Source organism: Sphingomonas sp. (assembly GCF_019749955.1).
In the GTDB taxonomy this organism is placed as follows: Bacteria; Pseudomonadota; Alphaproteobacteria; order Sphingomonadales; family Sphingomonadaceae; genus Sphingomonas.
Genome location: NZ_JAIEPC010000008.1, coordinates 159,386 through 185,352 on the forward strand (window position 1 = coordinate 159,386; position 25,967 = coordinate 185,352).

The 25,967-nt window shown below is 64.7% G+C and carries 22 protein-coding genes; 13 read left to right on the plus strand and 9 right to left on the minus strand.

The window, feature by feature from the left end; translation table 11 throughout:
- Positions 1-156 precede the first annotated feature (156 nt).
- The 6 genes from K2W81_RS01855 to K2W81_RS01880 all read left to right on the plus strand — a co-directional run bounded on the left by K2W81_RS01855 (position 157) and on the right by K2W81_RS01880 (position 7,005).
- Positions 157-2,703, plus strand: coding sequence for a transglycosylase domain-containing protein (locus K2W81_RS01855; protein ID WP_294100781.1), 2,547 nt, complete (start codon positions 157-159; stop codon positions 2,701-2,703).
- A gap of 103 nt (positions 2,704-2,806) precedes the next feature.
- Positions 2,807-3,934, plus strand: a complete 1,128-nt coding sequence (gene prfB / locus K2W81_RS01860) for a peptide chain release factor 2 (protein WP_294100782.1) — start codon at positions 2,807-2,809, stop codon at positions 3,932-3,934.
- Positions 3,915-4,619 carry a class I SAM-dependent methyltransferase gene (locus K2W81_RS01865; protein ID WP_294100783.1) on the plus strand — a complete coding sequence of 235 codons (705 nt, stop codon included), beginning with the start codon at positions 3,915-3,917 and terminating at the stop codon, positions 4,617-4,619. Before prfB ends, K2W81_RS01865 begins: the two co-directional genes overlap by 20 nt.
- A 188-nt stretch (positions 4,620-4,807) precedes the next feature.
- Complete coding sequence (locus K2W81_RS01870; protein ID WP_294100784.1) at positions 4,808-5,602, plus strand: thymidylate synthase; 795 nt, start codon at positions 4,808-4,810, stop codon at positions 5,600-5,602.
- Complete coding sequence (locus K2W81_RS01875; RefSeq protein WP_294100785.1) at positions 5,599-6,066, plus strand: dihydrofolate reductase; 468 nt, start codon at positions 5,599-5,601, stop codon at positions 6,064-6,066. The genes K2W81_RS01870 and K2W81_RS01875 overlap by 4 nt, the downstream gene beginning before the upstream one ends.
- A gap of 9 nt (positions 6,067-6,075) precedes the next feature.
- Positions 6,076-7,005, plus strand: coding sequence for a bifunctional riboflavin kinase/FAD synthetase (locus K2W81_RS01880; protein WP_294100786.1), 930 nt, complete (start codon positions 6,076-6,078; stop codon positions 7,003-7,005).
- 363 nt (positions 7,006-7,368) lie between these two features.
- Here K2W81_RS01880 and K2W81_RS01885 read toward each other — a convergent pair whose 3' ends face one another.
- Positions 7,369-8,247: a MipA/OmpV family protein gene (locus K2W81_RS01885; protein ID WP_294100787.1), complete on the minus strand. Its 879-nt coding sequence runs from the start codon at positions 8,245-8,247 to the stop codon at positions 7,369-7,371.
- A gap of 123 nt (positions 8,248-8,370) precedes the next feature.
- Between K2W81_RS01885 and ileS the strand changes: the two genes are divergently transcribed.
- From ileS to K2W81_RS01900, 3 genes are read left to right on the plus strand one after another with little or no spacing between them, the layout of a single operon-like run.
- Complete coding sequence (gene ileS / locus K2W81_RS01890) at positions 8,371-11,370, plus strand: isoleucine--tRNA ligase (RefSeq protein ID WP_294100788.1); 3,000 nt, start codon at positions 8,371-8,373, stop codon at positions 11,368-11,370.
- A complete protein-coding gene (gene lspA, locus K2W81_RS01895) occupies positions 11,367-11,909 on the plus strand; it encodes a signal peptidase II (RefSeq protein ID WP_294100789.1) in 543 nt (180 codons plus the stop codon). Before ileS ends, lspA begins: the two co-directional genes overlap by 4 nt.
- Positions 11,902-12,318: a DUF3035 domain-containing protein gene (locus K2W81_RS01900; protein ID WP_294100790.1), complete on the plus strand. Its 417-nt coding sequence runs from the start codon at positions 11,902-11,904 to the stop codon at positions 12,316-12,318. The genes lspA and K2W81_RS01900 overlap by 8 nt, the downstream gene beginning before the upstream one ends.
- 49 nt (positions 12,319-12,367) lie before the next feature.
- On the opposite strand, the gene K2W81_RS01905 is transcribed toward K2W81_RS01900, so the two are convergent.
- From K2W81_RS01905 to sseA, 3 genes are all read right to left on the minus strand, one after another.
- On the minus strand, positions 12,368-13,192 hold the full coding sequence (locus tag K2W81_RS01905; RefSeq protein ID WP_294100792.1) for a TorF family putative porin: 825 nt from the start codon (positions 13,190-13,192) through the stop codon (positions 12,368-12,370).
- Between the two features lie 165 nt (positions 13,193-13,357).
- Positions 13,358-14,611: a cystathionine beta-lyase gene (gene metC / locus K2W81_RS01910; protein WP_294100794.1), complete on the minus strand. Its 1,254-nt coding sequence runs from the start codon at positions 14,609-14,611 to the stop codon at positions 13,358-13,360.
- Positions 14,566-15,402, minus strand: coding sequence for a 3-mercaptopyruvate sulfurtransferase (gene sseA / locus K2W81_RS01915; protein ID WP_294100796.1), 837 nt, complete (start codon positions 15,400-15,402; stop codon positions 14,566-14,568). The genes metC and sseA overlap by 46 nt, the downstream gene beginning before the upstream one ends.
- A 120-nt stretch (positions 15,403-15,522) precedes the next feature.
- Between sseA and queF the strand changes: the two genes are divergently transcribed.
- The 4 genes from queF (at position 15,523) to K2W81_RS01935 (ending at position 20,339) form a co-directional block, all read left to right on the plus strand.
- Complete coding sequence (gene queF / locus K2W81_RS01920; protein ID WP_294100871.1) at positions 15,523-15,969, plus strand: preQ(1) synthase; 447 nt, start codon at positions 15,523-15,525, stop codon at positions 15,967-15,969.
- 149 nt (positions 15,970-16,118) lie between these two features.
- Positions 16,119-18,392 (plus strand): glycosyltransferase family 4 protein, encoded by a 2,274-nt coding sequence (locus K2W81_RS01925; protein WP_294100797.1) that lies wholly within the window; start codon positions 16,119-16,121, stop codon positions 18,390-18,392.
- Positions 18,393-18,443: 51 nt separating this feature from the next.
- Positions 18,444-19,727: a glycoside hydrolase family 130 protein gene (locus K2W81_RS01930; RefSeq protein ID WP_294100799.1), complete on the plus strand. Its 1,284-nt coding sequence runs from the start codon at positions 18,444-18,446 to the stop codon at positions 19,725-19,727.
- Positions 19,728-19,802: 75 nt separating this feature from the next.
- On the plus strand, positions 19,803-20,339 hold the full coding sequence (locus tag K2W81_RS01935) for a glycine zipper 2TM domain-containing protein (RefSeq protein ID WP_294100800.1): 537 nt from the start codon (positions 19,803-19,805) through the stop codon (positions 20,337-20,339).
- Positions 20,340-20,447: 108 nt separating this feature from the next.
- Here K2W81_RS01935 and K2W81_RS01940 read toward each other — a convergent pair whose 3' ends face one another.
- The 5 genes from K2W81_RS01940 to K2W81_RS01960 form a co-directional block, all read right to left on the minus strand.
- Entirely contained in the window at positions 20,448-22,076 is a 1,629-nt protein-coding gene (locus tag K2W81_RS01940; protein ID WP_294100801.1) for a helicase HerA-like domain-containing protein, read from the minus strand.
- A gap of 42 nt (positions 22,077-22,118) precedes the next feature.
- On the minus strand, positions 22,119-22,259 hold the full coding sequence (locus tag K2W81_RS01945; protein ID WP_294100802.1) for a hypothetical protein: 141 nt from the start codon (positions 22,257-22,259) through the stop codon (positions 22,119-22,121).
- Between the two features lie 90 nt (positions 22,260-22,349).
- Positions 22,350-23,894, minus strand: a complete 1,545-nt coding sequence (locus K2W81_RS01950) for a Do family serine endopeptidase (RefSeq protein ID WP_294100804.1) — start codon at positions 23,892-23,894, stop codon at positions 22,350-22,352.
- Between the two features lie 89 nt (positions 23,895-23,983).
- Positions 23,984-24,859, minus strand: a complete 876-nt coding sequence (locus tag K2W81_RS01955) for a protease modulator HflC (RefSeq protein WP_294100806.1) — start codon at positions 24,857-24,859, stop codon at positions 23,984-23,986.
- The gene (locus tag K2W81_RS01960) at positions 24,859-25,932 is read right to left on the minus strand and encodes a protease modulator HflK (RefSeq protein ID WP_294100808.1); all 1,074 of its coding nucleotides are present in this window, start codon (positions 25,930-25,932) and stop codon (positions 24,859-24,861) included. The genes K2W81_RS01955 and K2W81_RS01960 overlap by 1 nt, the downstream gene beginning before the upstream one ends.
- Positions 25,933-25,967 lie beyond the last annotated feature (35 nt).

Consider the following 25,967-nt stretch of genomic DNA (forward strand, 5'->3'; position numbering starts at 1 on the left):
TCGCTCCGCTCGCCTCGACTTCGCTCGACACGAACGGGGGGCAAGGGGATTCTTACCAAACCCTGTCCCCTTTGCGCTGGGTGACGATGGGGGCGGGGGGATGACGCATACGCCCACTGGCGCGCGGCGCCAGTTTTGCTACAGCCTGCGCCAATCATGCCAGCGTCTGACTCGTCCGTAAATTTTCGCCTGCACCGCGAGACCAACCGCTTGCGGGCCGGGGTGCGCTGGCTGTGGGCGCGCTGGTGGGGCAAGCTGTTGGCGGTGCTCGCAGCGCTGGCGGCGATTGGCTATGCGCTCGTCTGGGTGCTGGTCGCGCGCGATCTGCCCTCGGTCGACAAGCTGCGCACTTATGAACCGCCGCTGCCGACCAATGTCCGCTCGGTCGAGGGGATGCCGATCCACAGCTACGCGCGCGAACGCCGCGTCGAGCTGAGCTATGACGAATATCCGCCGCTGCTCGTGCGCGCGTTTCTGGCGGCTGAGGACAAGAGCTTTTTCGAGCACCACGGCGTCGATTATCCCGGCGTCGCGGGCGCGGTGATCGATTATGTCAGCAAGCTCGGCACGGGCAAGCGCGCCAAGGGCGGCTCGACGATCACCCAGCAGGTCGCGAAAAACCTGCTCGTCGGCAATGAATATTCGCCCGTGCGCAAGCTGCGCGAGGCGATTCTGGCGTACCGGATCGAGGATACGCTCACCAAGCAGCAGATTCTGGAACTTTACCTCAACCAGATTCCGCTGGGTCGCAATGCGTTTGGCGTCGCGGCGGCGAGCCATGCCTATTTCGACAAGGAGCTGACCGAACTGACGCTCGGCCAGTTCGCTTTCCTCGCGATTCTGCCCAAGGGGCCGTCGCTGTTCGACCCGTTCCGCAATACCGAGCGCGCGCTGGGGCGGCGCAATTATGTGCTGCGCGAAATGCTCAAGAACCGCTTCATCGAGCAGGCGCAATTTGATCAGGCCAATGCCGAGCCAATCGGGGCGGTGCTGCGCCAGACGCCGAAGTTCGAACGCGTCGGCGGCTATTTCGTCGAGGAAGTCCGCCGCCAGCTGATCGACAAATTCGGCGAAAGCGAGCGCGACGGGCCGTATAGCGTCTATTCGGGCGGGCTGTGGGTGCGCACTTCCTATGATCCGCAGCTCCAGCAATATGCGCAAAAGGCACTGCGCGAGGGGCTGCTCCGCTATGATCGCGGGCGCGGCTGGAACGGGCCGCTCGGCCATGTCGATCTGCCGGCCGGCGCCTCGGCGGAGAGCGGCGGGTGGCTGCAGCCGTTCCTCAACACCAATATCGGGCTCGATTATGAGGATTGGCGCGCGGCAATCGTGATCGCGCGTGGCGACAATCAGGCGGTGATCGGCTTTGCCGATGGCAAGACGGGCATGCTGCCGCGCTGGGCCGCGCAAATGCCGGTGCGCGGCAAGGGCGGCAATGTTTTTTCGGCGATTGTCCCCGGCGACATTATCTCGGTCGCGCCCGAAGGCGATGTGTTCGCGATGCGGGCGATTCCGCGCGTGGCGGGCGGGATGGTGGTCGAACAGCCATCGACCGGCCGCGTGCTGGCGATGCAGGGCGGGTTCGATGCCCGGCTCAATTCGTTCAACCGCGCGACACAGGCGATGCGCCAGCCGGGATCGACGATCAAACCGATCGTTTATTCGGCCGCGCTCGAAAACGGCCTGACGCCAGCCTCGATCATCGTCGATGCGCCTTATTGCGTCTATCAGGGCGCGCGGCTCGGGCAGAAATGCTTCCGCAATTTCGGCGGCGGGCAAGGGTCGGGGCCGCACACTTTGCGCTGGGGGATTGAGCAATCGCGCAACCTGATGACGGTGCGCGCCGCCAGCACCGTCGGGATGGACCATGTCGTCGACACGATCAGCCGGATGGGGATCGGCAAATACCCGCCCTATCTGTCGATCGCGCTCGGTGCGGGTGAGACGACGGTGCAGCGGATGGTCAACGCCTTTTCGATCATCGCCAATCAGGGGCGCGGCGCGCCGTCGACCTTGATCGACTATGTCCAGGATCGCCACGGCAAGGTCGTCTGGCCCGAAAACTGGCGCGCCTGCGCGCGGTGCAACGCGCCCGACTGGAATGGCCGCGCGATGCCGCGCCCGGTCGTGCGCCAACGCCAGGTGATCGATGCGGTGACCGCGTTCCAGATGGTGCACATCACCGAAGGCGTCATCCAGCGCGGCACCGCAACCGTGCTGCGCGACCTCAACCGGCCGATCATGGGCAAGACCGGCACCTCGACCGGGCCGACCGATGTGTGGTTCATCGGCGGGACGCCGCAGATCATCGCTGGCCTCTACATCGGCTATGACAGCCCCAAGAGTCTCGGTGGCTATGCGCAGGGCGGCACGCTCGCCGCGCCGATCTTCAAGGCGTTTGCCGAAAAAGCTTATGAAGGGCTCGATCCGCTCCCGTTTCGCGCCCCCGCCGGCGTGCGGTTCGTGCGGATCGACCGCGGATCGGGGCGTCCGGTCTATGGCGGCTGGCCGAGCGACGACCCCAAGGCGGCGGTGATCTGGGAAGCCTTCAAGCCCGACAGCGAGCCGCGCCGCGCGGTCGCGCGGTCGGTGGGTGCCGATCCTGCCGTCGCCGCGCGCCCGCGGGAAGTGGCCCCGCAGGCCAACCCCGCCAAACGCCAGAGCGACAGCGATTTCTTGCAAAGACAGGGCGGAATCTACTAGCGGCGGCAGCTGCGGCTCATCAGATAGGCAGAAAATCGTCGCCACCCGATCGTCACGTTCCGCCGACGTCGCAGCGACCAGTGTGGAAAAAGGTTGAAGTTCAATGCGCGCCGAAGCGCAGGCCCATATCGACAGCATTCACGAGTCGCTCGCGCTCGTCCGCCGGTTCCTCGACTGGGACCGTGCGTTGCGCCGCCTCGACGAACTCAACGCGCGCGTCGAGGACCCGAGTTTGTGGAACGATGCCAAGGCCGCGCAAGCGGTGATGCGCGAACGGCGTCGGCTCGACGAAGCGATTGCCGCGACGCGCGCGATCGAGCAGGAACTCAACGATACTGCCGAGCTGATCGAGATGGCCGAAGCCGAGGGCGACAGCGCGATGGCCGATGAAGGCGTCGCCGATCTCGCCAAGCTCGCCGCGCGCGCCAATGACGACAAGGTCAGGGCGCTGCTCGCGGGCGAAGCCGATGGCAATGACACCTATATCGAAGTCAACGCGGGCGCGGGCGGCACCGAAAGCCAGGACTGGGCGGGCATGTTGAGCCGCATGTATACGCGCTGGGGCGAGCGGCGCGGGCTGAAGGTCGAGCTGATCGACCAGCATTCGGGCGAGCAGGCGGGCATCAAATCGGCGACGCTGCTGCTGAAGGGCGAAAATGCTTACGGCTATGCCAAGACCGAAAGCGGGGTGCACCGGCTGGTGCGGATCAGCCCTTATGACAGCGCGGCGCGGCGGCACACCAGCTTTGCGAGCGTGTGGGTTTATCCGGTGATCGACGACAATATTGAGGTCGACATCAACGAAGGCGACCTGCGCATCGACACGTACCGTGCGTCGGGCGCGGGCGGGCAGCACATCAACACCACCGATTCGGCCGTGCGCATCACCCATTTGCCGACGGGCATCGTCGTCCAGTGCCAGAACCAGCGCAGCCAGCACAAGAACAAGGCCGAAGCCTATAACCAGCTCCGCGCGCGGCTGTACGAACGCGAACTCTCGATCCGCGAAGCAGCGGCCAATGCCGAAAATGCCGCCAAGACCGACATTGGCTGGGGGCACCAGATCCGCTCCTATGTCCTCCAGCCTTATCAGCTCGTGAAGGATTTGCGCACCGGCGTCACCTCGACCGCGCCGGGTGATGTGCTCGACGGCGCGCTCGAACCCTTTATGGCGGCAGCGCTGTCGCAGCGCGTGACCGGCGAAACGGTCGATGTGGAAGACGTCGATTAAGGCGCGCACCGCCCTTGCCGCCGTGCTGGCGCTGCTGGCTGCGTGCGGCCAGAGCGCGGCGCCGACGTTTCCGGCGGCCGACCGCCCCGTCGCGCGCATCGTGTCGCCACGCTGGTCGACCGAAGAAGCGCGTGATCGCAAGAATGAAGCCGGCGAGGTGATGGACAAGGCCCGGATCGCGCCGGGCATGACGGTGGCCGATATCGGCGCGGGCGAGGGTTACTACACCATCCGCCTCGCCCAGCGCGTCGGGCCGAGCGGGCGCGTGCTGGCGCAGGATATCGTGCCCGCGACGCGCGATGCGCTCGCCGAACGCGTCACGCGCGAGCGGTTGCAGAGCGTGTCGGTCCGGCTCGGCGAACCCGCCGATCCCAAGCTGCCCGACAACAGCTTCGACCGCGTTTTCATGATCCATATGTATCATGAGATTGCGCAGCCCTATGAATTCCTCTGGCGGCTGCGGCCCTCGCTCAAGCCCGACGGGCTGGTGATTGTGGTCGATGCCGATCGACCCACGCAGAATCACGGCACGCCGCCCGCGCTGCTCAAATGCGAATTCGCGGCCATCGGTTATCAGCTCGTGTCGACCGAAGACATGCCCTCGGCCGGCGGCTATCTGGCGGCGTTCAAGGCGGTCGGCCCGCGGCCCTATCCCGCCGCGATCAAGGGTTGTCGATTGAAATAGCGGGTGCTGTCACAGCGCGACCACGATCTCGACAGAGAAATCCTGCTTCACCGTTCGCCCTGAGCTTGTCGAAGGGCTGTTCTTCTTTTCCACCGGCGGGGCTGAAGAAGGACGGTGCTTCGACAAGCTCAGCACGAACGGGTTGAGAGTGAATTCCCTTCATCGCGACGCTGCGCTAACGTCCTGCGATGCACGCTTATCACGACCTTATGCAGCGCATCCTCGACGACGGCGTCGAGACCGCCGACCGCACCGGCGTCGGCACCCTCTCGGTGTTCGGCCACCAGATGCGGTTCCGGCTGAGCGACGGTTTCCCGCTCGTCACGACGAAGAAATTGCACTTGCGCTCGATCATCATCGAATTGCTCTGGTTCCTGCGCGGCGAGACCAATGTCGGCTGGCTGCGCGACCGCAAAGTCAGCATCTGGGACGAATGGGCTGATGAGGCGGGTGAGCTTGGCCCCGTATACGGCAAGCAGTGGCGCGACTGGGAAACCCCCGACGGCGGCCATGTCGACCAGATCGCCGAACTGATCCGCCAGATTCGCGAGACGCCATCGTCGCGGCGCCAGATCGTGTCGGCGTGGAATCCGGCGGACCTGCCGCGGATGGCGCTCGCGCCCTGCCACTGCCTGTTCCAGACGCATGTCGCGAACGGCAAGCTATCGCTTCAGTTGTACCAGCGCTCGGCCGACGTCTTCCTTGGCGTGCCGTTCAATATCGCCAGCTATGCGCTGCTGACGCATATCCTTGCCGATCAATGCGGGCTGGAAGCGGGCGACTTCATCTGGACCGGCGGCGATTGCCATTTGTACCTGAACCATCTCGAGCAAGCACGGCTGCAACTGACGCGCACGCCGGGGCCGCTGCCGCGCCTCGAAATCCTGCGGCGGCCCGACGCGATCGACGGGTATGAGTATGAGGATTTCGCGATCCACGATTATGTCGCCGATCCGCACATCAAGGCACCGGTGGCGGTGTGATCACTTTCTTCCTCGCCCGCGCCGATAATGGCGTGATCGGCGCCGACGGCAAAATCCCCTGGCGTTTGCCCGCCGACATGAAGCGGTTCAAGGCGATGACGATGGGCCTGCCGATGATCATGGGCCGCAAGACTTTCGAGAGCTTTCCGAAGCCGCTGCCGGGAAGGCGCCATATCGTCCTCACGCGCTGTCCGGATTGGCGCGCGGCAGGTGCGGAGCCAGCGCATGATCCGGACAGCGCGCTGGCGCTCTGCGGCGGCCCAGCGGCGGTGATCGGCGGCGCGGAGGTCTATGCGCTATTTCTGCCGCGCGCGACCCGGATCGAATTGACCGAAGTCCACATCACGCCACCGGGCGACGCGATCGTCCCGCCGTTCACCGGCTGGGGCGAGATCGCGCGCGAGGATTTTGCCGCTGAGGGGGAACGCCCGGCCTATAGCTTCGTGACGCTCGCCCCCCTATAGCCCGTGGCTATGGAGCGCCTTGACGGGGGTGCCGGGGTGCCCGAGGCTTTGCGCGGCGGCATCGTGGCGCTTGGCAATTTCGACGGCTTTCACCTGGGCCATCAGGCGGTCGTCGGGCGCGCGCGGGAGCGTGCGCAGGCCGAGCAGCGGCCGCTGCTGGTCGCGACCTTCGATCCGCACCCGGTGCGCTTCTTCAAGCCCGATGCAGCACCGTTTCGCCTGACGACACTCGACCAGCGCGCGCGGTTGTTCGCCGAAGCCGGGGCGGACGGCATGGTAGTGTTCGGCTTCGACGCCGCGCTCGCCGGGCTGACGGCGGAGGAATTCGTTGCGCAGCGGCTGGTGGCGGGGCTGGGCGTCGCGGGCGTGGTGACGGGCGACGACTTCACCTTTGGAAAAGGTCGCGGCGGCAATGTTTCCGTGTTGGCCGCGCTGGGGGAGCGCCACGGCTTCAGCGTCGACACGGTTTGCGCGGTCGGGGCAGGCGGCGAGGCGGTGTCGTCGAGCCGCATCCGCGATCTGCTCAAAAGCGGTGACCCGGCCGGGGCCGCCAAGCTGCTCACCCGCCCCTTCGCGATCGAGGGCGTGGTGCAGCACGGTGACAAGCTGGGCCGCACGATCGGCTATCCCACCGCCAATGTGGCGCTCGGCACTTATCTGCGGCCCGCTTATGGCATTTACGCGGTGCGGGTGCGGCTCGACGATGGGCGCATTGTCGATGGCGCCGCCAACCTTGGCATCCGTCCGACCTTCGATCCGCCCAAGGAACTGCTCGAAGCTTATCTCTTCGATTTCGCCGAGGATTTGTACGGGCGCACGATCGAGGTTGCCCTGATCGCGTATTTGCGGGCGGAAGCGAAGTTCGACGGGCTGGAGGCGCTGGTGGCGCAGATGGATGCCGATTGCGTGGCAGCGCGCGTGGTGCTGGCGGGGGGTTGAGTTCACGCGAAGGCGCGAAGTTTCGCGAAGGGCGAGCAGATTTTGGTTCACGCGAAGGGCGCGAAGTTTCGCGAAGAGCGCGAAGGCTTTGGTTCACGCGGAGGCGCGGCGGCGCGGAGAAGAAGATTTCTGCGCGCAGAGGGCGCAGGGCACTTGCTCAACCCGTCTCGCGCCAGCGAGACCTTCATTCATCGTCGAAGCGAGCGACTTGGTTTCGGCTACGCCGAAGGCCTGCCGCGACGCCCATTTCCTCCGCGTCTCCGCGTCTCCGCGCCTCCGCGTGGACTCACTTTTCTCTTCGCGCCCTTCGCGAAACTTCGCGCCCTTCGCGTGAACGGCTTCTTCTTCTGACCCCCGCGCGCCTCAGTTGAAGCGGAAGCGATAGCTCAGCGCAGCGCCGATCGACACCTGGTTGCGGCTGCCGAAGCGGCTGGTGGTGATTGGTGAACTCGCGGCCTGATCGATCAACCGGCTGTAGCTCGCAAAGACGGTGCCGTTCCATTTGCCGCCCAGCCGCCGCGACACGAAGCCCGATACGCCGACATCGTTCAGCCCCGCGCCCGGTTGATAGACCCGCAGTCCGCTGGTCAGCGCAGCGGCAGGCGTGACGCCATAATAATTGCGGAAATAGGTCGCGTCGGCGAAGCGGATGCGCCCGCCATAGCCGAGCGTCCATTTGCCCTTCAGCGCGATCTTGCGCAGCGACAGATCGGCGAGCGTGCCGTTGTGGCCGCTCACTGCCTTGCGCACTTCGAGCTGGAGCGTGGTGAAGAGCGACGGCTGGTAGGCCACGAAGCCGCCTGCTTCGACCGTGAAGTTGATCCGCCGCAGCCCCGGAAACACCGCGATGTCGCGCGTCGTGCGGCCGAATTCGGGGCGCAGGATCGGCCCTGCCCGCAGATGCCGCGTGTTGATCAGATTATAGCCGATGCCCTGCTGCACCGAGGCGAAGAATTGATTCTTGTAGCGGATGTCGAGCTGCGGAATCGGCAGGATGCGCAAGCCCTTGCTGCCCGGAAATTCGGGGACGGCAAGCAGGCCGGGGCCGAAATCAATCTGCCAGCCGGGCGGATAGGGGCCGAAGCTGAGCGGCGCGGGTTTGCGCGGCGGCTGGGGTGGCGGCGGCGCGGGCTGGTCCTGCGCCTCGATTGTCGCTTCGGCGATCACGGTTGCGGGCGGCGCCTCCTCGACCGGTGCCGGTGCGCCAAGGGCCAGTGCCGCCAAAATCAGTCCACCCGTCATATCGTCCCCGCTTGTTGGATCTTGCCACCCCCTACATTGCTTTTCCCCAATCTCAAGCCGGATGACGCACCGCAACGCGATAGGCGTGACGAACGCTTTGCGACGCGGTAAGGCCTGCCCCCCATGAGCGACACACAGACTACGCCGAAGGACTGGCGCGACACCGTCTTCCTGCCGAAGACCGATTTTCCGATGAAGGCGGGCCTCCCCCAGAAGGAGCCCGGCATTCTGGCGACGTGGCAGGAAGCCAAGCTCTACGATCGCCTGCGCGATGCCCGCCGCGGCCGCGAGAAGTTCATTTTCCACGACGGCCCGCCCTATGCCAATGGCGACATGCACATCGGCCATGCGCTCAACCATATCCTGAAGGACATGGTGGTCCGCACGCAGACCCTGCTCGGCAAGGATGCGCCCTATGTGCCCGGCTGGGATTGTCACGGCCTGCCGATCGAATGGAAGGTCGAGGAGGAATATCGCAAGCGCAAGCGCAACAAGGACGAAGTCGACCCCGACGAGTTCCGCGCCGAATGTCGGGCCTATGCGCAGAAATGGGTCGACATCCAGCGCGAGCAGCTAAAGCGGCTCGGCATCAATGCCGATTGGGATCACCCCTATCTGACGATGGATTTCCAGGCCGAAGCGACGATCGTATCGGAACTGATGAAATTCGCCGAGAGCGACCAGCTCTATCGCGGGGCCAAGCCGGTGATGTGGTCGCCGGTCGAAAAGACCGCGCTGGCGGAGGCCGAGATCGAATATGAGGATATCACGTCGACGCAGATCGACGTGGCGTTCGAGATTGTCGAGGCGCCCAACGCACCCGAACTGGTCGGCGCGCATGCGGTGATCTGGACGACGACGCCGTGGACGATCCCGGTGAACCAGGCTTTGGCTTACGGGCCGGAGATTTGGTATAATACCATCGTGTTGCAAAAAGCGACTTGGGACGGTCAACCTTATAGTCTTCCCCGAGCACAAGTCACCGATGGGCTGGGAATCAAAGTCGTCATTGCTGAGGACTTAGCGCTCGCCTTTCGGGATCGAATTGATCCCCGAAGGAATGGCGGTAGAGGGTATGTGGCTGGCCAATACGGAACTCGATTCCAAGGCTCCGACCTCGTTGGTGCCACCGCCCGGCACCCGATGCATGAACTCGGCGGGTTCTTCGCGAACCCCCGCCCCTTCCTGCCCGGCTATTTCGTCACCACCGACGCGGGCACCGGGCTCGTTCACATGGCGCCCGACCACGGCGAGGACGATTTCGCGCTGTGCAAGGTTTATGGCATCGACCCCGTGTTCGTCGTTGGTGCCGATGGCCGGTATCGCGAAAATTGGCCGTGGCTCGGTGGCGAGCCGCTGTCGGTCATCAACAACAAGCTCAACGCGCCCGACGGGCCGATCTGTAATGCACTTCGCGAGGCGAATGCTCTCCTTTCCGCGCGCAACGATGAGAGCACGAGGCACAGCTATCCGCATTCGTGGCGGTCGAAGGCCAAGGTGATCTATCGCTGCACGCCGCAGTGGTTTGTGTCGATGGATAAACTTCTGAGCGGTGGGGAGGAGGCCCGTGTCTCGACTTCGCTCGACACTAACGGTGTGGAAAACATTGCCACCCAACCCCCGTTCGTCCCGAGCAACGTCGAGGGACAGGCCCCAAGCGATACGCTGCGCCACCGCGCCATGACCGCCATCGCCAACACCAAATTCATCCCCGAAAAGGGCCGCAACCGGCTCGGGTCGATGGTCGAGGGGCGGCCCGATTGGGTGTTGTCGCGCCAGCGCGCCTGGGGCGTGCCGATCACCTTGTTCGTCGATCGCAAGACCGGCAAATATCTCTGCGACGCGTCCGTCAACGCGCGGATCATCGCGGCGGTGCGCGAAGGCGGCGTTGATGCGTGGTCGGAGCGCAATGCATTCTTCTTCTTGAATGGCTTTGAAGAGAACGACGATCCAAGCTTCATGAGGGCGCTTCATACAGACAATCTCAGGAAGATTGACGATTATGAGCGCGTCACCGACATTCTCGACGTGTGGTTCGACAGCGGCTGCACCCATGCCTTCGTGCTCGAATCCGGCCGCTGGCCCGACCTGCAATGGCCCGCCGACCTCTATCTCGAAGGCAGCGACCAGCATCGCGGCTGGTTCCAGTCATCGCTGCTCGAGTCGTGCGGCACGCGCGGGCGGGCGCCCTACAAGACCGTGCTGACGCACGGCTTCACGATGGACCAAAAGGGCATGAAAATGTCCAAGTCGCTCGGCAACACGATCAATCCGCTCGATCTGATGCGCGATTATGGCGCCGACATCCTGCGGCTGTGGGCGTTGTCGGTCGATTTCACCGAGGATCACCGCATCGGCGACGAAATCCTGAAAGGGGTCGCCGACCAGTATCGCAAGCTGCGCAACAGCTTCCGCTATCTGCTCGGCGCGCTGGAGGGTTTTGACGAGGCCGAGCGGGTGGCGGTGGCGGAAATGCCCGAGCTGGAGCGCTACATGCTCCATCTGCTGGCGGAGCTCGACGCCAAGCTGCGTACGGCGGTGAGCGACTTTGACTTCAACAGCTACACGCGGCTGCTGAGCGATTTCGCCAACAATGATCTGTCGGCCTTCTACTTCGATATCCGCAAGGATTCGCTTTATTGCGATGCGCCGGGGAGCCTCAAGCGCCGCGCGTGCCGCACCGTGTTCGACACGATGTTCCACGCGCTGGTGCGTTATGCGGCGCCGGTGCTGGTCTTTACGGCGGAAGAAGTATGGCAGACGCGCTATCCCGACAGCGAGAGCGTGCATCTGCTCGAGTGGCCGGTGCTTGAAGTGGCGCAAGCCGACGCGACGGTGTGGGCCGAAGTCCGCGCACTGCGCACGCAGGTGAACGAGGCGATCGAGCCGTTGCGCCGCGACAAATTGGTGCGCACCAGCATGGACGCCGAAGTCACCGTGCCCGCGCTGCCGCTGCCCGCCGATCTGCTCGCCGAGCTGTTCATCGTGGCGAGCGTCACGCAAGGGACCGCGGTCATTGTCACGCCGACCGCCTTCCACAAATGCGGCCGCTGCTGGCGGTTGCTGCCCGAAGTCGTTGAGGATGGCGATCTCTGCAACCGCTGCACTGAGGTGGTGGCATGAAGCTCCCCGGCATTGGCTTGGCGACGGCGGGTGCCGCGTTCGGCCTCGATCAGCTCCTCAAATGGATCATGACCGGGCCGATGCAGCTCAACACGCTGGCCGCGCCCGTCGTCGATTTGCTGCCGATTTTCCGCGTGCGCTTCGTCGCCAATGACGGCGTGTCGCTCGGGCTGCTGCGGGCAGGCTCTGACGAAACGCGCTGGGCGCTGGTGGCGATGACGGGCGCGATTGCGATTGGCGTGCTGGTGTGGCTGTGGCGCGAGCCCAAGCGTTGGGATCAGGCCGCGCTTGGTCTCGTGCTCGGCGGGGCGCTCGGCAATATCCTCGACCGGGTGCGACTGGGCTATGTCGTCGACTTCGCCGATCTGCACTTCGGCGACTGGAGCCCGTTTTTGGTCTTCAATCTGGGGGACGCGGCGATTACGGTGGGGGTACTCATCCTGCTGGCGCGCGCGCTGTTAATGCGCGACAAGGCGCCGGTGGGAGCACCGCAGGCGACTGCGGTGGAAAATGGATCGGTGGAGAATGACAATGCGTAAATTTGTGCCGGTCGCGGTGATGGTCGGCCTGTCGGTCGCGCTCGCCGGTTGCGGCGGTGGCAGCGGGCTGAAGCGCGCCAAGCCCGATGAATATGCCGTCGCGCGCCAGGCGCCGCTCGTCATTCCGCCCGATTATGCGCTGGTGCCACCGCGCCCCGGTGCCGCGCGCCCGCAGGAAAACAACCCGAGCACGCTCGCGCTTGAAGCGCTGTTCGGTGGCGCGGCCGCGCGGAGCGTGGGCGAGCAGGCCGTGCTTAACAATGCCGGCGGCGACACGATTGCGCCGGGTGTGCGCTCCGAAGTCGGCGATCCCGAAACCAATGTCGTCGACAAGGGCGCGACGACGCGCGACATCGTCGCCGCCCCCGAAGGCGACGGCCAGAACGCAACGACGAAGACGCCGAAGTAAGGTTATCCCGGAGGCGGGCCGCACCGGCTGGTGCAGCCCGCCTGCGCGATTAAAAGGCTGCGGTCAGTCCGACCACCACGGTGCCGTTCGCGATCGAGCCACGATTGGCCTGCCCGCGCGTGAACTGCGGAAACAGATAGGCCGAGCCGCGCGTGGTGATGTCGGTGTCGATGTACGACACGTTGAACGTCAGGTTCTTGTAAGTGACATCGCTGCCGAGCGACCAGTCGAGGTACGTTCCCGTCGGCGCCACGCTGGTGCCGTTCGGCCCCAGACCGGGATTGCCCCAGCTATGGCCGATATGCGCCTTCAGCGTGAACGGTGTCTTGGGAATGCCGACGGCGGCGTCGCCCGCGGCATAGATATTGTCCTCGCGATCACCAACGCGGCTCTGCGGCGTGTTGGTGACGTTGCCCAGCGCGAGCTGCGGCGGCGCGTAATAGGCGCTACCGGTGAGGGACACCGGGCCGATCTGACCGGTGTATTTGCCGTAGAATTCGACATAATCGGTCAGCGTCGCGCCGCCCGGATAATTATACCAGGTCAGCCCGACATCGGCCGTGCCCGGCCCGAGCTTTCGCTTGTAGCCGCCGATCACGTCGAGTTCGAGGTTGGGACCGCCGAAGGTGCCCCAGCCAGCGAGGTTCGACGCGAACAGGCCGACATAAAGCCCGCTCTTGTGGCTGACGGTGAGCGTGGCCTGCAACGTCGGCTTGGTATCGGATTGCGAGACACCGCGCAGACGATAATCGCTGGCGAGCGTGACGCTGCCGTTGATCGTGACCGGCGGTGGTGGATCGGTTTCGTCGGCAAGCGCCGGCGTGGCGGTAGCGGCGAGCACAAGCACGCCGAGAGTGGAGAGAGTGAAGCGCATCGGATCCCCCGAAATTGAGATGACGATGTCCCCGCCTGCTAGAGCCGCAGCCACATCTGTCAGGGACAAGTCCCTCGCGTAGCTTGACGACCTTAACGAGAGACTGCCAATCGATGCTGCAATGCACAAGAAAAATCGGTCGCGGTGCCCGATTTGGGTAAGATGCTATGGTGTCAGGGCAACAGTTTGGCCCGCCCGAAAGCGCGCCAGTCCCGCGTCGAGATCGGCGATCAAGTCGTCGGGGTCTTCCAATCCGATCGACAAGCGCACCAGCGGTCCGGCGAAATCAGGCGTGGTCGCAGTGCGATAGCGCGCCGGATCGACCGGGATTGCGAGGCTTTCGAAGCCGCCCCAGCTATAGCCGAGGCCGAACAGTTCGAGCCCGTCGAGCAGCGCCGCGCGCGCGGCATCGCTGCCGCCGTTCAGCACGAAACCGAACAGCCCCGAGCTGCCCTTGAAGTCGCGGACGAAATGGTCGTGGCCGGGGCACGAGGGGAGCGCCGGGTGGAGCACCTGCGCGACTTCGGGGCGGGTACTCAGCCACTGGGCGATCTTCAGCGCGCTCGCCTGATGCTGTGCGAGGCGGATCGCCATTGTCCGTAGGCCCCGCGATCCGAGCCAGCACTCATCGGCGCTGGCAACCTGGCCGAGCTGAAAGCTGGTGTCGCGCAGCTTGGCGAAATGGCCGGGACCGGCGGTAACGCTGCCCAGCATCACATCCGAATGGCCTGCGACATATTTGGTGCAGGCGAGGATCGACAGATCAATGCCCTTTTCGATCGCCGGAAACAGCAAAGGCGTCGCCCAGGTATTGTCGAGCAAGGTCACGAGTCCGTGCGCCTTGGCGACGCCGACGATCGCGGGCACGTCCATCACCTCGAACGTCAGGCTGCCGGGGCTTTCGAGCAGGATCGCGCGCGTCGCCGGGCCGATGAGGTCGGCAATGCCTGCCCCGATCAATGGATCGTAAAAGCGCGTCGCGATGCCGAAGCGATTGAGCAGCCCGGTCGCCATGCTGCGCGTCGGATCATAGCTGCTGTCGGTGATCAGCACTTCGTCGCCGGGGACCAGCACTGATAGCAGAGCCGCCGCGATTGCCGCGACGCCCGAGCAATAAAGGAATGTTCCTTCGGCGCCCGGCTCAAGCTCGGTCAGCGCATCGGCCAGACTCCACTGCGTCGGGGTGCCGCGCCGCCCGTAGAAGAGGCGGTGGTGCGTGTTGGCGCCGGCCGCGCGCATCTCGGCGACCGACTCGTACAGGATCGTCGAGGCGCGCCAGACGGGGACGTTGACGATGCCCCGCGTCCATTCCTCGCGTCGCCCGGCGGTGACGACGCGCGTCTTGTCGCGCCGTCCCCCGTGCCCGCCTTCGCTCACGCGGCGCCCATGGCCTTTGGCGTGGTGCGGTCGGCGCCCCATTCGGACCAGCTGCCGTCATAAAGCGCGGCGTCATTGCCGAGCAGGTGGGCGGCGAACACCAGCACGCCCGCCGTGATCCCTGAACCGCAGGTCGCGACGACGGGCTTCGACAGGTCGATGCCGGCGGCATCGAAAGCCGCCTTCAGGTCGTCGGGCGATTTCCACGTGCCATCGGCGTTGAAAAGCGTGGCGTAGTGGAGGTTCTTCGAGCCGGGGATGTGCCCGGCGTGCGTCGCGGGGCGCGGATCGGGCTCTTCGCCGGTGAAGCGCGCGGCGCTGCGGGCGTCGACGACTTGCTCGGCGGCCGAATCGAGATTGGCCTTCATCTGATCGAGCGTGCGCACGCCCTTGTCATCGGCCCAGACGGTGAAGTGGCGGTGGCGCAGCGATTCCTTGCCGGTCGCCAGCGCGCGCCCTTCGGCCTTCCACTTGGCGATGCCGCCGTCGAGAATCGCGACGTCATGCGCGCCAAAGGTCCGCAGCATCCACCACGCCCGCGCCGAGGTGTGCAGCGGCGAATCGTCGTACAGCACAATGCGGCTGCCATCGCCGAGGCCGAGCGACTGCATGCGACTCGCGAATTTTTCCGGGCTGGGGAGCATCGAGGGGAGCGGGTTCGACAGATCGGCAATCTCGCCCAAATCCATGAACACCGCGCCCGGGATGTGGCCGGCCTCATATTCCGCTGCGGCATCCCGGCTCGCATCGCTGAAATAGCTGGCATCGACCACACGCAGGTCGGTTGCGGTAAGTTCGTTCGCCAGCCATTCGGTCGTCACCAACGCGTCCATTGCCATCTCCTGATATCGTTACGCTTTCCCTAGCCGCGCCGCGCGGCGCCGTCGAGCATATCGCGCAAGCGTGCGCCATCGCCGCTTCACTTTGGCGCGCGAGCGATTAAGTCGGTGGCCATGACACCCAAATACCTAGGCCAGACCAGCGCGCTGCCAACGTCGCCTGACGATGCCGTGCTCGATTACGTCCCCAATCCGCGGCTGGGGCAGCGCTATATGGTGCGCTTCGTCTCGCCCGAATTCACCTCACTGTGCCCGGTGACCGCGCAGCCCGATTTCGCGCATCTGGTAATCGACTATGTCCCCGATGCGACGATCGTCGAATCGAAATCGCTCAAGCTGTTCCTCGGGTCGTTCCGCAACCATCAGGCGTTTCACGAGGATTGCACCGTCGGCATCGGCGTGCGGCTGTTTGACGAAATGAAGCCGCTCTGGCTGCGGATCGGCGGCTATTGGTATCCGCGCGGCGGCATCCCCATCGACGTCTTCTGGCAAAGCGGTCCGCCGCCCGAAGGGGTGTGGGTGCCTGCGCAGGACGTGCCGGGCTATCGCGGACGCGGTTGACCGCGCTTTCCGCGCGCATTGTAACAAAAGGCTTTGACTTGCACGCGTTGCAGTGCAGCATGGTCGCAACCATATTCCTGTCTATCGGTTAGGAGTCCATCGTTCATCAGGACCGGTGCCCGCGCGCCGTTCCGCGAAAGGATCATTCTATGACGCCAGCCCCCCGGAGCGAGATTGCTGTCACGCATATCGCCCTCATCGGCAACTTCCTGCCACGCAAGTGCGGGCTGGCGACGTTCACCACCGATACCTACAATGCGCTGAGCGAGTCCTTCCCCGACCTTCGGGTCGATGTCTATGCGATGGATGATCATCCGGGGCGCTATGCCTATCCGCCGCAGGTAACGGGCGCGATCCCGCAGGATGATCTGGCTGCCTATCTCGCGACCGCGCGCGCGATCGAGAATTCGGGCGCGCAAGCGCTGTGGCTCCAGCATGAATATGGCATTTTCGGCGGGGCAGCGGGCGAGCATATCCTGACGTTGCTCGACCGGATCACGCTGCCGGTGATCGTCACGCTCCACACCATTCTCGAAAAGCCCAACGCCGATGAGCGGCGGGTGATGGAGGGCTTGCTGCGCCGCGCCGCGCGCGTTGTCGTCATGGCCGATCGTGGGCGCGAGATTCTGACGCGCGTCTATGGCGCCGCCAATCGCCAGATTCTGACGATCCCGCACGGCGTGCCCGACCGCACCTTTGCCGATACCGCGCTCTTCAAGCCGCGCTTCGGGTGGCAGGGCAAGCAGGTGATCTTCACCTTCGGGCTGCTCGCGCCCAACAAGGGCATTGAGACGATGATCGAGGCGATGCTCGCGATCGTCGCCGCGCATCCCAAGGCGCATTATATGGTGCTCGGCGCCACCCATCCGAATCTCGTTGCGCATGAGGGCGAAGCCTATCGCGACCGGTTGAAAGCCCTCGCGGTCGATCGCGGCGTTGCCGATCACGTCACTTTCATCGATTTCTTCGTCGAGCATGAGGAATTGATCGACTTCCTGCAGGCCGCCGACATCTATGCGACGCCTTACGTCAATCCGGCGCAGATCACCTCGGGCACGCTCTCGTACGCGGTAGGCGTCGGCAAGGCGGTGGTGTCGACACCTTATGTCCATGCGACCGAAATCCTCGCCGACGGGCACGGCATTCTGGTCGATTTTGCCGACAGCGCGGCGTTTGCCCGCGCCATCATTGCGCTGCTCGATTCGGACAGCGAGCGCGAAGCCCTGTCGGCGCGGGCCTATGCGCGCGGGCGGACGATGCTGTGGCCGTGCCTTGCGACCAAGGCCGTCGCCGTAATCGCGTCGATGCTCGATCAGGCGCCGCGTCGGCTCGCCAAGCCACCCGCTGCGCTGCCACTGCTCAAGGCCGATTTTGCGGCGGTTGAGCGCATGAGCGATGCGACCGGCATGCTCCAGCACGCAATCTACTCGGTGCCCGATCGTCGCCACGGCTATTGCATCGACGACAATGCCCGCGCGCTGATGCTGATCGCCAAGATAGACGATCTGCCCGAGGTGACCGTCGACAAATGGATGACGATCTACGCCGCGTTTGTGCAGCATGCGTGGAATCCGCACGCGCGCCGCTTCCGCAACTTCATGCGTTTCGACCGCGAATGGTGTGAGGATGTAGGGTCGGAGGATTCGAACGGCCGCACTTTGTGGGCCATCGGCACAGTGGTGCGCCATGCCAAGCTCCACAAGCATCGCGACTGGGCGATGGCGATGTTCGATTATACCGCGTCGCTGGCGCTCGACCTCGGCAGCCCGCGCGCACAGGCCTTTGCGATGCTCGGTGCGTGCGAAATCCTGGCCTGCGTGCCGGGGCATGCGCTGGCGATGAAAATCCTCGAACGCTTTTCGGCCGAGCATCTCGCGCTGCTCGCCGAGGCGCGCCGCCCCGAATGGGAGTGGTTCGAAATCGTGCTGGCCTATGATAATGCCCGGCTGCCCGAAGCGATGATCCGCGCGGGCGTGGCGCTGGGGCGCGCCGATCTGGTCGATACCGGTATCGCGACGCTCGACTGGATCATGGCGCAGCAGACCTCGCCCGAGGGTCGTTTTCGCGCGGTCGGCACCGAAAGCTTTGGCCGCGCCTATGAAGCGCCACTCCAGTTCGACCAGCAGCCGCTCGAAGCGCAGGCGACGGTCGAGGCTTGCGCGGCGGCGTTCGAGGCGACGGGCGACGCGCGCTGGATCGACGAAGCGATGCGTGCCTATCGCTGGTTCCTCGGCGCCAATGATCTCGATCTGGCGCTCACGTCGAGCAATGACGGCGGCTGTTTCGATGGGCTGACGCCCAATGGACTCAATCGCAATCAGGGTGCTGAGTCGATTCTGGCACTGCAATTGGCATCCTGCGCGATTTCGACGCTTTCAAAGCGGCGCGAATCCGTGGCAGGGGACAGCCGGGCAGTGGCTTGATCGAGATTAGGCGCCGCCCCAGAGTGACCTAAAGCGGGGCGGTAGTTGCCAGTGCTCGACATTTTCAATCATCCGTTGCGTCTTTATGCCGATCCGTCGCGGGTCGTGGTGCGGCCCTTCCACCTCGCCTGGCAATCGAACGGCGGCGCGCCGAGCCGGACCGAGCGGCTCGTGCGCGAAGTGCTTGAGATGAATCCCCATCAGGCGCACGCGCAGCTCGAGTTGGTGCTGAAGGATTTCGAGGCGCGCCACTGGATGACGCGGCGCGTTTTCATGACGCGCTATGATGACATTGCGGCTCAGCTCGGGCTCGATGGCGCCGCCATCGGCGACGAGAAGCGTCAGCTGATCGGCGCCTATTTCTGCCACGAATATAGCTATGCCGCCGCCGCGCTGATGAACCCCAGCGTCGTCCCGCATTTCGACCAGACCGGCATGCCCGAAGGATCGATGCGCATCCTGATGTCGATGCGCGCGGTGGGTGAGGGGCACATCAGCTCGGTTGCCTTTCGCGAAGGCATCATCACCGATCGCAACGAGCTGAAGCTCGCGCCCGAACCGCCCTTTGCGACGGCCACCGATGCGGCCGGCGCCGATGGCCGTGCGCTGCCGTCGGGCGCCGTGACGGTGTTCCGCCACCGCGATTCGACGCTGTCGGGCACCGTGATCTTCCCGATCACCACGGCGCAGTCGAAGGGGCTGGAGGATTTGCGGCTGGTCCACTTCACCCATGACGATGGCCGCGTCGAATGGGTGGGTACCTACACCGCCTATAATGGCTCGGCGATCCAGTCGGAGATGCTGCGCACCACCGATTTCCGCGCCTTCGATCTGGTGCCGATGACCGGATCGGCCGCGCGCAACAAGGGCATGGCGCTGTTCCCGCGCAAGGTCGGCGGCGAATATCTGATGATCGGGCGGCAGGACGGCGAAAATCTGTTCCTGATCCGCTCAGACAACATGACGCATTGGGATGAAGGCGCGATGCTGCTGACGCCCGAATATCCGTGGGAGCTGGTGCAGATCGGCAATTGCGGTGCGCCGATCGAGCTCGACGAAGGCTGGCTGTTGCTGACCCACGGCGTCGGCGCGATGCGCAAATATTCGATCGGTGCGGTGTTGCTCGACAAGGATGATCCGTCGAAAGTGCTCGGCCGCACGCGCGAACCGATCCTGGCGGCGGCCGATCAGGACCGCGAAGGCTATGTCCCCAATGTCGTTTATAGCTGCGGCGGCATCCGCCACGGCGACTGCATCTTCCTGCCCTATGGCGTGGCCGACAGTTCGATCGCCTTCGCGTTCGTGCCGATTTCGGCGTTGCTCGGTGCAATGTAGCACCGCAGCGGGTCGTTCAGGCAACGTTTAGGCGCCATCGGGTGTTGTGTCGCTATCGAAACAGGAGACCAATCGATGAAACGCATGACTTCGATGCTCGCGCTCGCCGCCGCCACGCTGGCGTTCGCGACCCCCGCGATGGCGCAGACCAGCCCGGAAGAGGCGCGCTATGCGCAGGCCCAGGCGCGTTTCCAGCAGGAACTGCGCGTGTTCCAGCAGGAATTTGATCGCTATCAGGCATGGCAATCGAGCCGCCCGCGCTTTGATGACCGGCGCTACGATGATCGCCGCGATCCCCGCTATGACCCGCGTGTCGATGACCGCGACGAGGGTGGCTATGATCCCTCACGCTATTATCGCAACGGGCCGAACTATAACGAGCGCGTGCTCTCGGCTGACGACCGCGTCTATCGCGGCAACGATGGCCGCTATTATTGCAAGCGCAACGACGGCACCACTGGCCTGATCATCGGCGCGGTCGGTGGCGGTATCTTGGGCAATGTGATCGACGGCGGCCGCTCGCGCGCGGTGGGCACACTGCTCGGCGGCGGGCTCGGCGCGATCCTGGGCAAGTCGATCGACCAGAACAGCCAGCAAATTCGCTGCCGGTGAGGAAGTAGATCCCCGACCGTTCGTGTCGAGCGCAGTCGAGACACCACGCGCATGGCTCGTGGCCTGTCCCTCGACGTTGCTCGGGACGAACGGGGTGGGAGGTGAAACCTACCCCTTGAACAGCCCCCCCAACACACCGCGTACGAGCTGACCAACCAGACCGCCGCTTGATGATCCGCGCCGTGACCCGGTGCCGAATACCGATTTGGCGACTTCATTGGCGACGGTGCGGGTGATCGTGGTCGTCGCGGTGCGCGTGGCGGCGGTCGCGATCTTGTTCCACGGTGAGGCAGCGGCGGCCTTGGCCTCTGCCTTTTCGGCGGCGATGCGCGCGCGTTCGGCTTCCTTGGCGGCGCGGGCGTCTTCCTTCGCCTGAAGCGCCGCCGTCTTGTCGGCCTCGCTCGCGGCCTTGGCTTCAGCAGCGGCAGCGGCGGCTTCCTGCGCCTTGGCGCCGAGCAATTCCTCGGCCGATTCCTTGTCGATCAGCGTGTCATATTTGTCACCGATCGCGTCGGTTGAAATCATCGTCGCGCGCTCGACCGGCGTCACCGGGCCGACGCGCGTCGCGGGCGGCTTGATCAGCGCGCGCTCGACCGGGGCGGGCGCGCCATCGGGCTGGAGCAGCGAGACGAGCGCTTCGCCGATCTTGAGCTCGGTGATCACGGTCGCGACATCGACATCGGCATTGGCGCGGAAGGTCGTCGCGGCGGCGCGCACGGCGGCCTGATCGCGCGGGGTGAAGGCGTTCAACTTGTGCTGGATGCGGTTGTTGAGCTGCCCCGCGACGGTATCGGGAATGTCGATCGGGTTCTGGGTGATGAAATAGACGCCGACGCCTTTTGAGCGGATCAGCCGCACGACCTGTTCGATCTTTTCGAGCAGCGCCTTGGGCACATCGTTGAACAGCAGATGCGCTTCGTCGAAGAAGAAGCAGAGCTTGGGCTGATCGGGATCGCCGACTTCGGGGAGATTTTCGAACAGCTCGCTCAGCAACCAGAGCAGGAAGGTGGAGTAAAGCTTGGGGCTCGCCATCAGCTTGTCGGCGGCGAGGATGTTGACGATGCCGCGGCCCTTGTCGTCGACGCCCATGAAATCCTTCAGATCGAGCGCGGGCTCGCCGAAGAAATGCTCGCCGCCCTGGCTCCGCAGCTGGAGCAGCGCGCGCTGGATCGTGCCGACCGATTGCTTGCTGACATTGCCGTAAGTGGTCGTCAGCTCGGCAGCCTGTTCGCCGCAATAGCTGAGCATCGCTTGCAGATCGTCGAGGTCGAGCAGCAGCAGCCCTTCCTTGTCGGCGACGTGGAATGCGATCGTCAGCACGCCTTCCTGGACTTCATTGAGGTCCATCAGCCGCGCGAGCAGCAACGGCCCCATTTCGGAAATGGTGGTGCGGATCGGGTGGCCCTGATCGCCGAACAAGTCCCAGAATTGCACCGGCGTGTCCTGATAGGCCCAGCCTTCGAAGCCGATTTCCTTGGCGCGCGCGTCGAAAATGCCGTGCAGCTTGGCGTTGGTCGGCGATCCCGCCATTGCGAGGCCCGACAAATCGCCCTTCACATCGGCGACGAAGCACGACACGCCAACGGCGGAGAAACCCTCGATCAGGCCCTGCACCGTGACCGTTTTGCCGGTGCCGGTCGCGCCCGCGATCAGCCCGTGGCGGTTGGCGCGCTTGAGTTCGAGCGCCTGTGGCTTGGCCCCGCCTTCGCCCGCGCCAATGAAGATCGTCCCCGCCATATTGCCTCCCGCTGACCGCCCCGATCGAGCGTCCGATTGAAATTAGACCCCGGCCCTCACCCCGTTTGCCCTGAGCTTGTCGAAGGGCTGCCCTTCTTCTGCCGGAACATCGCGAAAGAAGAACGGTGCTTCGACAAGCTCAGCACGAACGGGGTTAGGTTGTTCGACTATCTTGTCGGTCATCGCTATCGCGCGTTTTTGCCCCAAGCAGCAAGACACGAAAACGCCGCCCGGTCGCAGGACCGGACGGCGTTTCGAATCGATTGGCGCGGATTATTTGTTGAAGCGGATCGAGATGAACTGCCCCGGCTGGCGCGCACGCTGGACATAGAGCAGCACGGCCTCGCGCCCGGCTGCCTTCGCCTGACTGATGACGCGTGCCATGTCGGCGGTATTGGCCACCGGCGTACGGTTGACCGATACGATCAGGTCGCCGCGCTGGAGACCCTTTTGCGCGGCATCGCTCGACGGATCGGCCGAGACGATGACGACGCCGGTCGCGGTCGCGTCGAGCTGGAGCGCGCGGCGGATGTCGGCATTGAGTTCGGTGACGCTCAGGCCGAGCGTCGAACTCATCATCGCGTCATTCTGGCCCTTGCCGCCGCTTTCGGGCACGGCATTGTCGTCGCCACCGCCGTTGACCGAAGCGGCCAGCGCGTCCTCCGACGGGCGCGTGCCTGCGACGGCGTTGAGCGTTATGTTCTTGCCGTCGCGATTGACGTCAAGCTTGATCGCGCCGCCCGGCTTCACATTGGCGACGAGATAGCTGAGCGTCTGATCGACCGTCACGTCCTGGCCATTGACCCTCAAAACAATGTCGCCGGTCTTGACGCCGCCCTTGTCGGCGGGGCCGTCGGGTTCGACCCGGTTGATAATCTCGCCGCGCCCCTTGGGCAGGCCGAGCGCGGCGCCGTCATCCTCGCGCAGCGGCTGGATGCCGACGCCGAGATAGCCGCGCTGGACGCTGGCGCCCTTCATGAGGGTTTCGATGATCGGCTTGGCTTCTTCGGCAGGGATCGCGAAGCCGATGCCAATATTGCCGCCGCTCTGCGAGAAGATCTGCGAATTGATGCCGATCACATTGCCAGAAAGGTCGAACATCGGCCCGCCCGAATTGCCCTGGTTGATCGCGGCATCGGTCTGAATGAAGCGATCATAGGCGCCGCCAGCGCCGGTGGAGCGGTGCAGCGCCGAAATAATCCCCGCCGTCACGGTCGAGCCAATCCCGAACGGATTGCCGATCGCGATGATCCAGTCGCCGACGCGCGCCTTGGTCGAATCGCCGAACTTAACGAAGGGCAGGTTGGTCGCATCGATCTTGAGCAGTGCGAGATCGGACGCCGGGTCGCGGCCGATCAGCTTGGCCTTATATTCCTTGCGATCGGGCAAGATGACGGTGATCGAATCGACTGTCGCGCCCTTGGCGCCCGGCGCCACGACGTGGTTGTTGGTGACGACATAGCCGTCGGGCGAGATCAGGAACCCCGAGCCGAGCGACTGCGCCTGACGGGTCACCGGCGGGGCATTGGGTTCCTGCCCGCCGCCGCCGCCAAAGAAATCCTGGAACGGCGTACCCTGAAACGGATTGGCCTGCGGCTGAACCTTGATGCTCTGCTTGGTCGAGATGTTGACGACGGCGGGCTGGAGCCGCGCGACAAGGTCGGCAAAGCTCGCGGGTGCCCCGGCGCGCGGCGCGAGCGCGGCCATCGCTGTCGGTTCATTCTGCGCGGTCTGCGCACCGGCCGGCGGCTGCAGCGCCAGCGTCGCGGCGGCACCGCCGACTAGGAGAGCACCCGAAATGGCATAGGCGTAGCGCACGTTATGGTATTCCTCTCTGGTCGAACGACGGACTGTCGGGCGGCGTTATGCCCGGTCAGCCTGAACGGTAATTGAATATGAACCGATTGTCAGCGGGGCCGCCCCCGACCGGTGAACTGGCGCAGATAATCGTCATTGGGCGACAGGATGATCTGCGTCTCGCCCTGGTTCGGCCCGTCCTGCGCAAAGGTATATTTGTACGACTGCATCGCGCGGTAAAAATCGTAGAATTCCGGGTCCTTGTTGCCGGCATCGGCATAGATTTTGGACGCATTGGCGTCGGCCGTCGCGCGGATGATCTGCGCGGTCTTTTCGCCCTGCGCGCGAATCGTCGCGGCTTCCTGCTGGCGCGCGGTCTTCATCCGGTTGAGCGCGCTTTCGAGCGGGCTGCCTTCGGGCAAGTCGGCGTGGCGGATGCGGACATCGACGATTTGCGCACCATATTGGCGGGCGAGCTGCTGCAAGCCGGCCTGGATATTGTCCATCACCTTGCCGCGTTCAGGGCTGAGCAACGCAGCAAACTGGCGGCGGCCGAGTTCGTTGCGGACTGCGGTGCCGAGCAGCGGGCGGAGCTGATCGGCGACGCGTTCCTCGGTCGACGAGGTGCTGCCGGTCGAGACCACGGCCTTCAGCGGATCGACGATCCGGAAGCGCGCGAACGCATCGACTTCGAGCCGGAGCTGATCGGTCGACAGCACTTGCTGGTTGTTGAGATCGACATCGAGCACGCGCTTGTCGATCCACACGATCTTGTCGAAGAACGGGATTTTCACTGCCAGCCCCGAATCGGTCTGACCGAACGGCTGGTTGGGCTTCCACCGGTTGATCGTGCCGACCGGCTTTTCGAAGCGCAGGATCACGCCTTGTTCGGTTTCAGGCACAATGAACACGCTCGACGCGAGCAGGATCAGCGCGAGTAACGCCGCAATGCCAAAACCGATGGGGTTCCGCCAGACGCTGCCCATCACTGGCCTCCCGTCGACGGCGCGGGCGAGGCACTCGCTTGCGGTGCGGCCTCGGCGATGCGCGGCGGCGCGCCCTTCAGCGGCAGATAGGGGACCACGCCCCCGCTTTCGACGATCGTCTTGTTGTTCTTGGCGAGCACGGTTTCCATCGTTTCATAATACATGCGCCGACGCGTCACTTCGGGCGCGAGCTTATACTGGGCATAGGCGAGGTCGAACTGCTGGGCCTCGGCCTGCGCGCGCGCCATCACCTGCTGTTCATAGGTGCGCGCGACATTCTGGTCCGACTGCGCCTTTTGCTGGGCAGCGCTGACGAGCTTGAAGTCGTCGATTACGCTCGCGGGCGGATCGGCCTTGTTGATCGCGACCGACTGGATGCGCACGCCCGAGCGATATTCGTCGAGGATCTGCTGCATCAGCGCCTGCGCGCGCTGTTCGATGTCGACGCGCCCGCCGGTGATCGCCTGGTTCATGTTGACCGTCGCGATCACTGACCGCATCGCGCTTTCGGCGGTGGCGCGTACGGTGCCGCGCGCATCCTTGATCTGGTAGAGATAATCCTGCGGATCAACGATGTCCCAGCGCACCGCATAAGCGAGATCGACGATATTCTGGTCGCCGGTCAGCATCAGATTCTGCGCACTGCCGCCTTCGGGGAAATCCTCGGTCCGGATTTCCTGCACGTCGATTTTGGTCACGGTCGCGATCGGCGCGGGGAAGGTCGTGTTGAAGCCGGGTTCGAGTGTGCGCGAATAGCTGCCGAAGAAGGTCACCACGCCGCGCTGTTGCGGCGCGATGACGTGAAAGCTGGTGAAGACGATCCACAGCAGGACGATCAGCCCGGCGCCGATCAGCCACAGCGATCGCCCGCTCGCGCCGCCGGGCAGGCCGGGAAAGCCGCCACCACCCCCGCCGCCGGGGCCACCGGGGCCGCGCGCACGGCGCAGAAACTCGTCGAGCGCAGTTGGCCGCGCATTACGGGGCTTGCCGCCGGGGGGCGTGGCCCAGGGATTGCGCGGGCCATCGTCGTCATTGCCGCCGCTGCCCCAAGGGCTCTTGGGCTTGTCGTTCATCAGGAGCGGGAATTGGGGCCACCAGGCGGGACGGA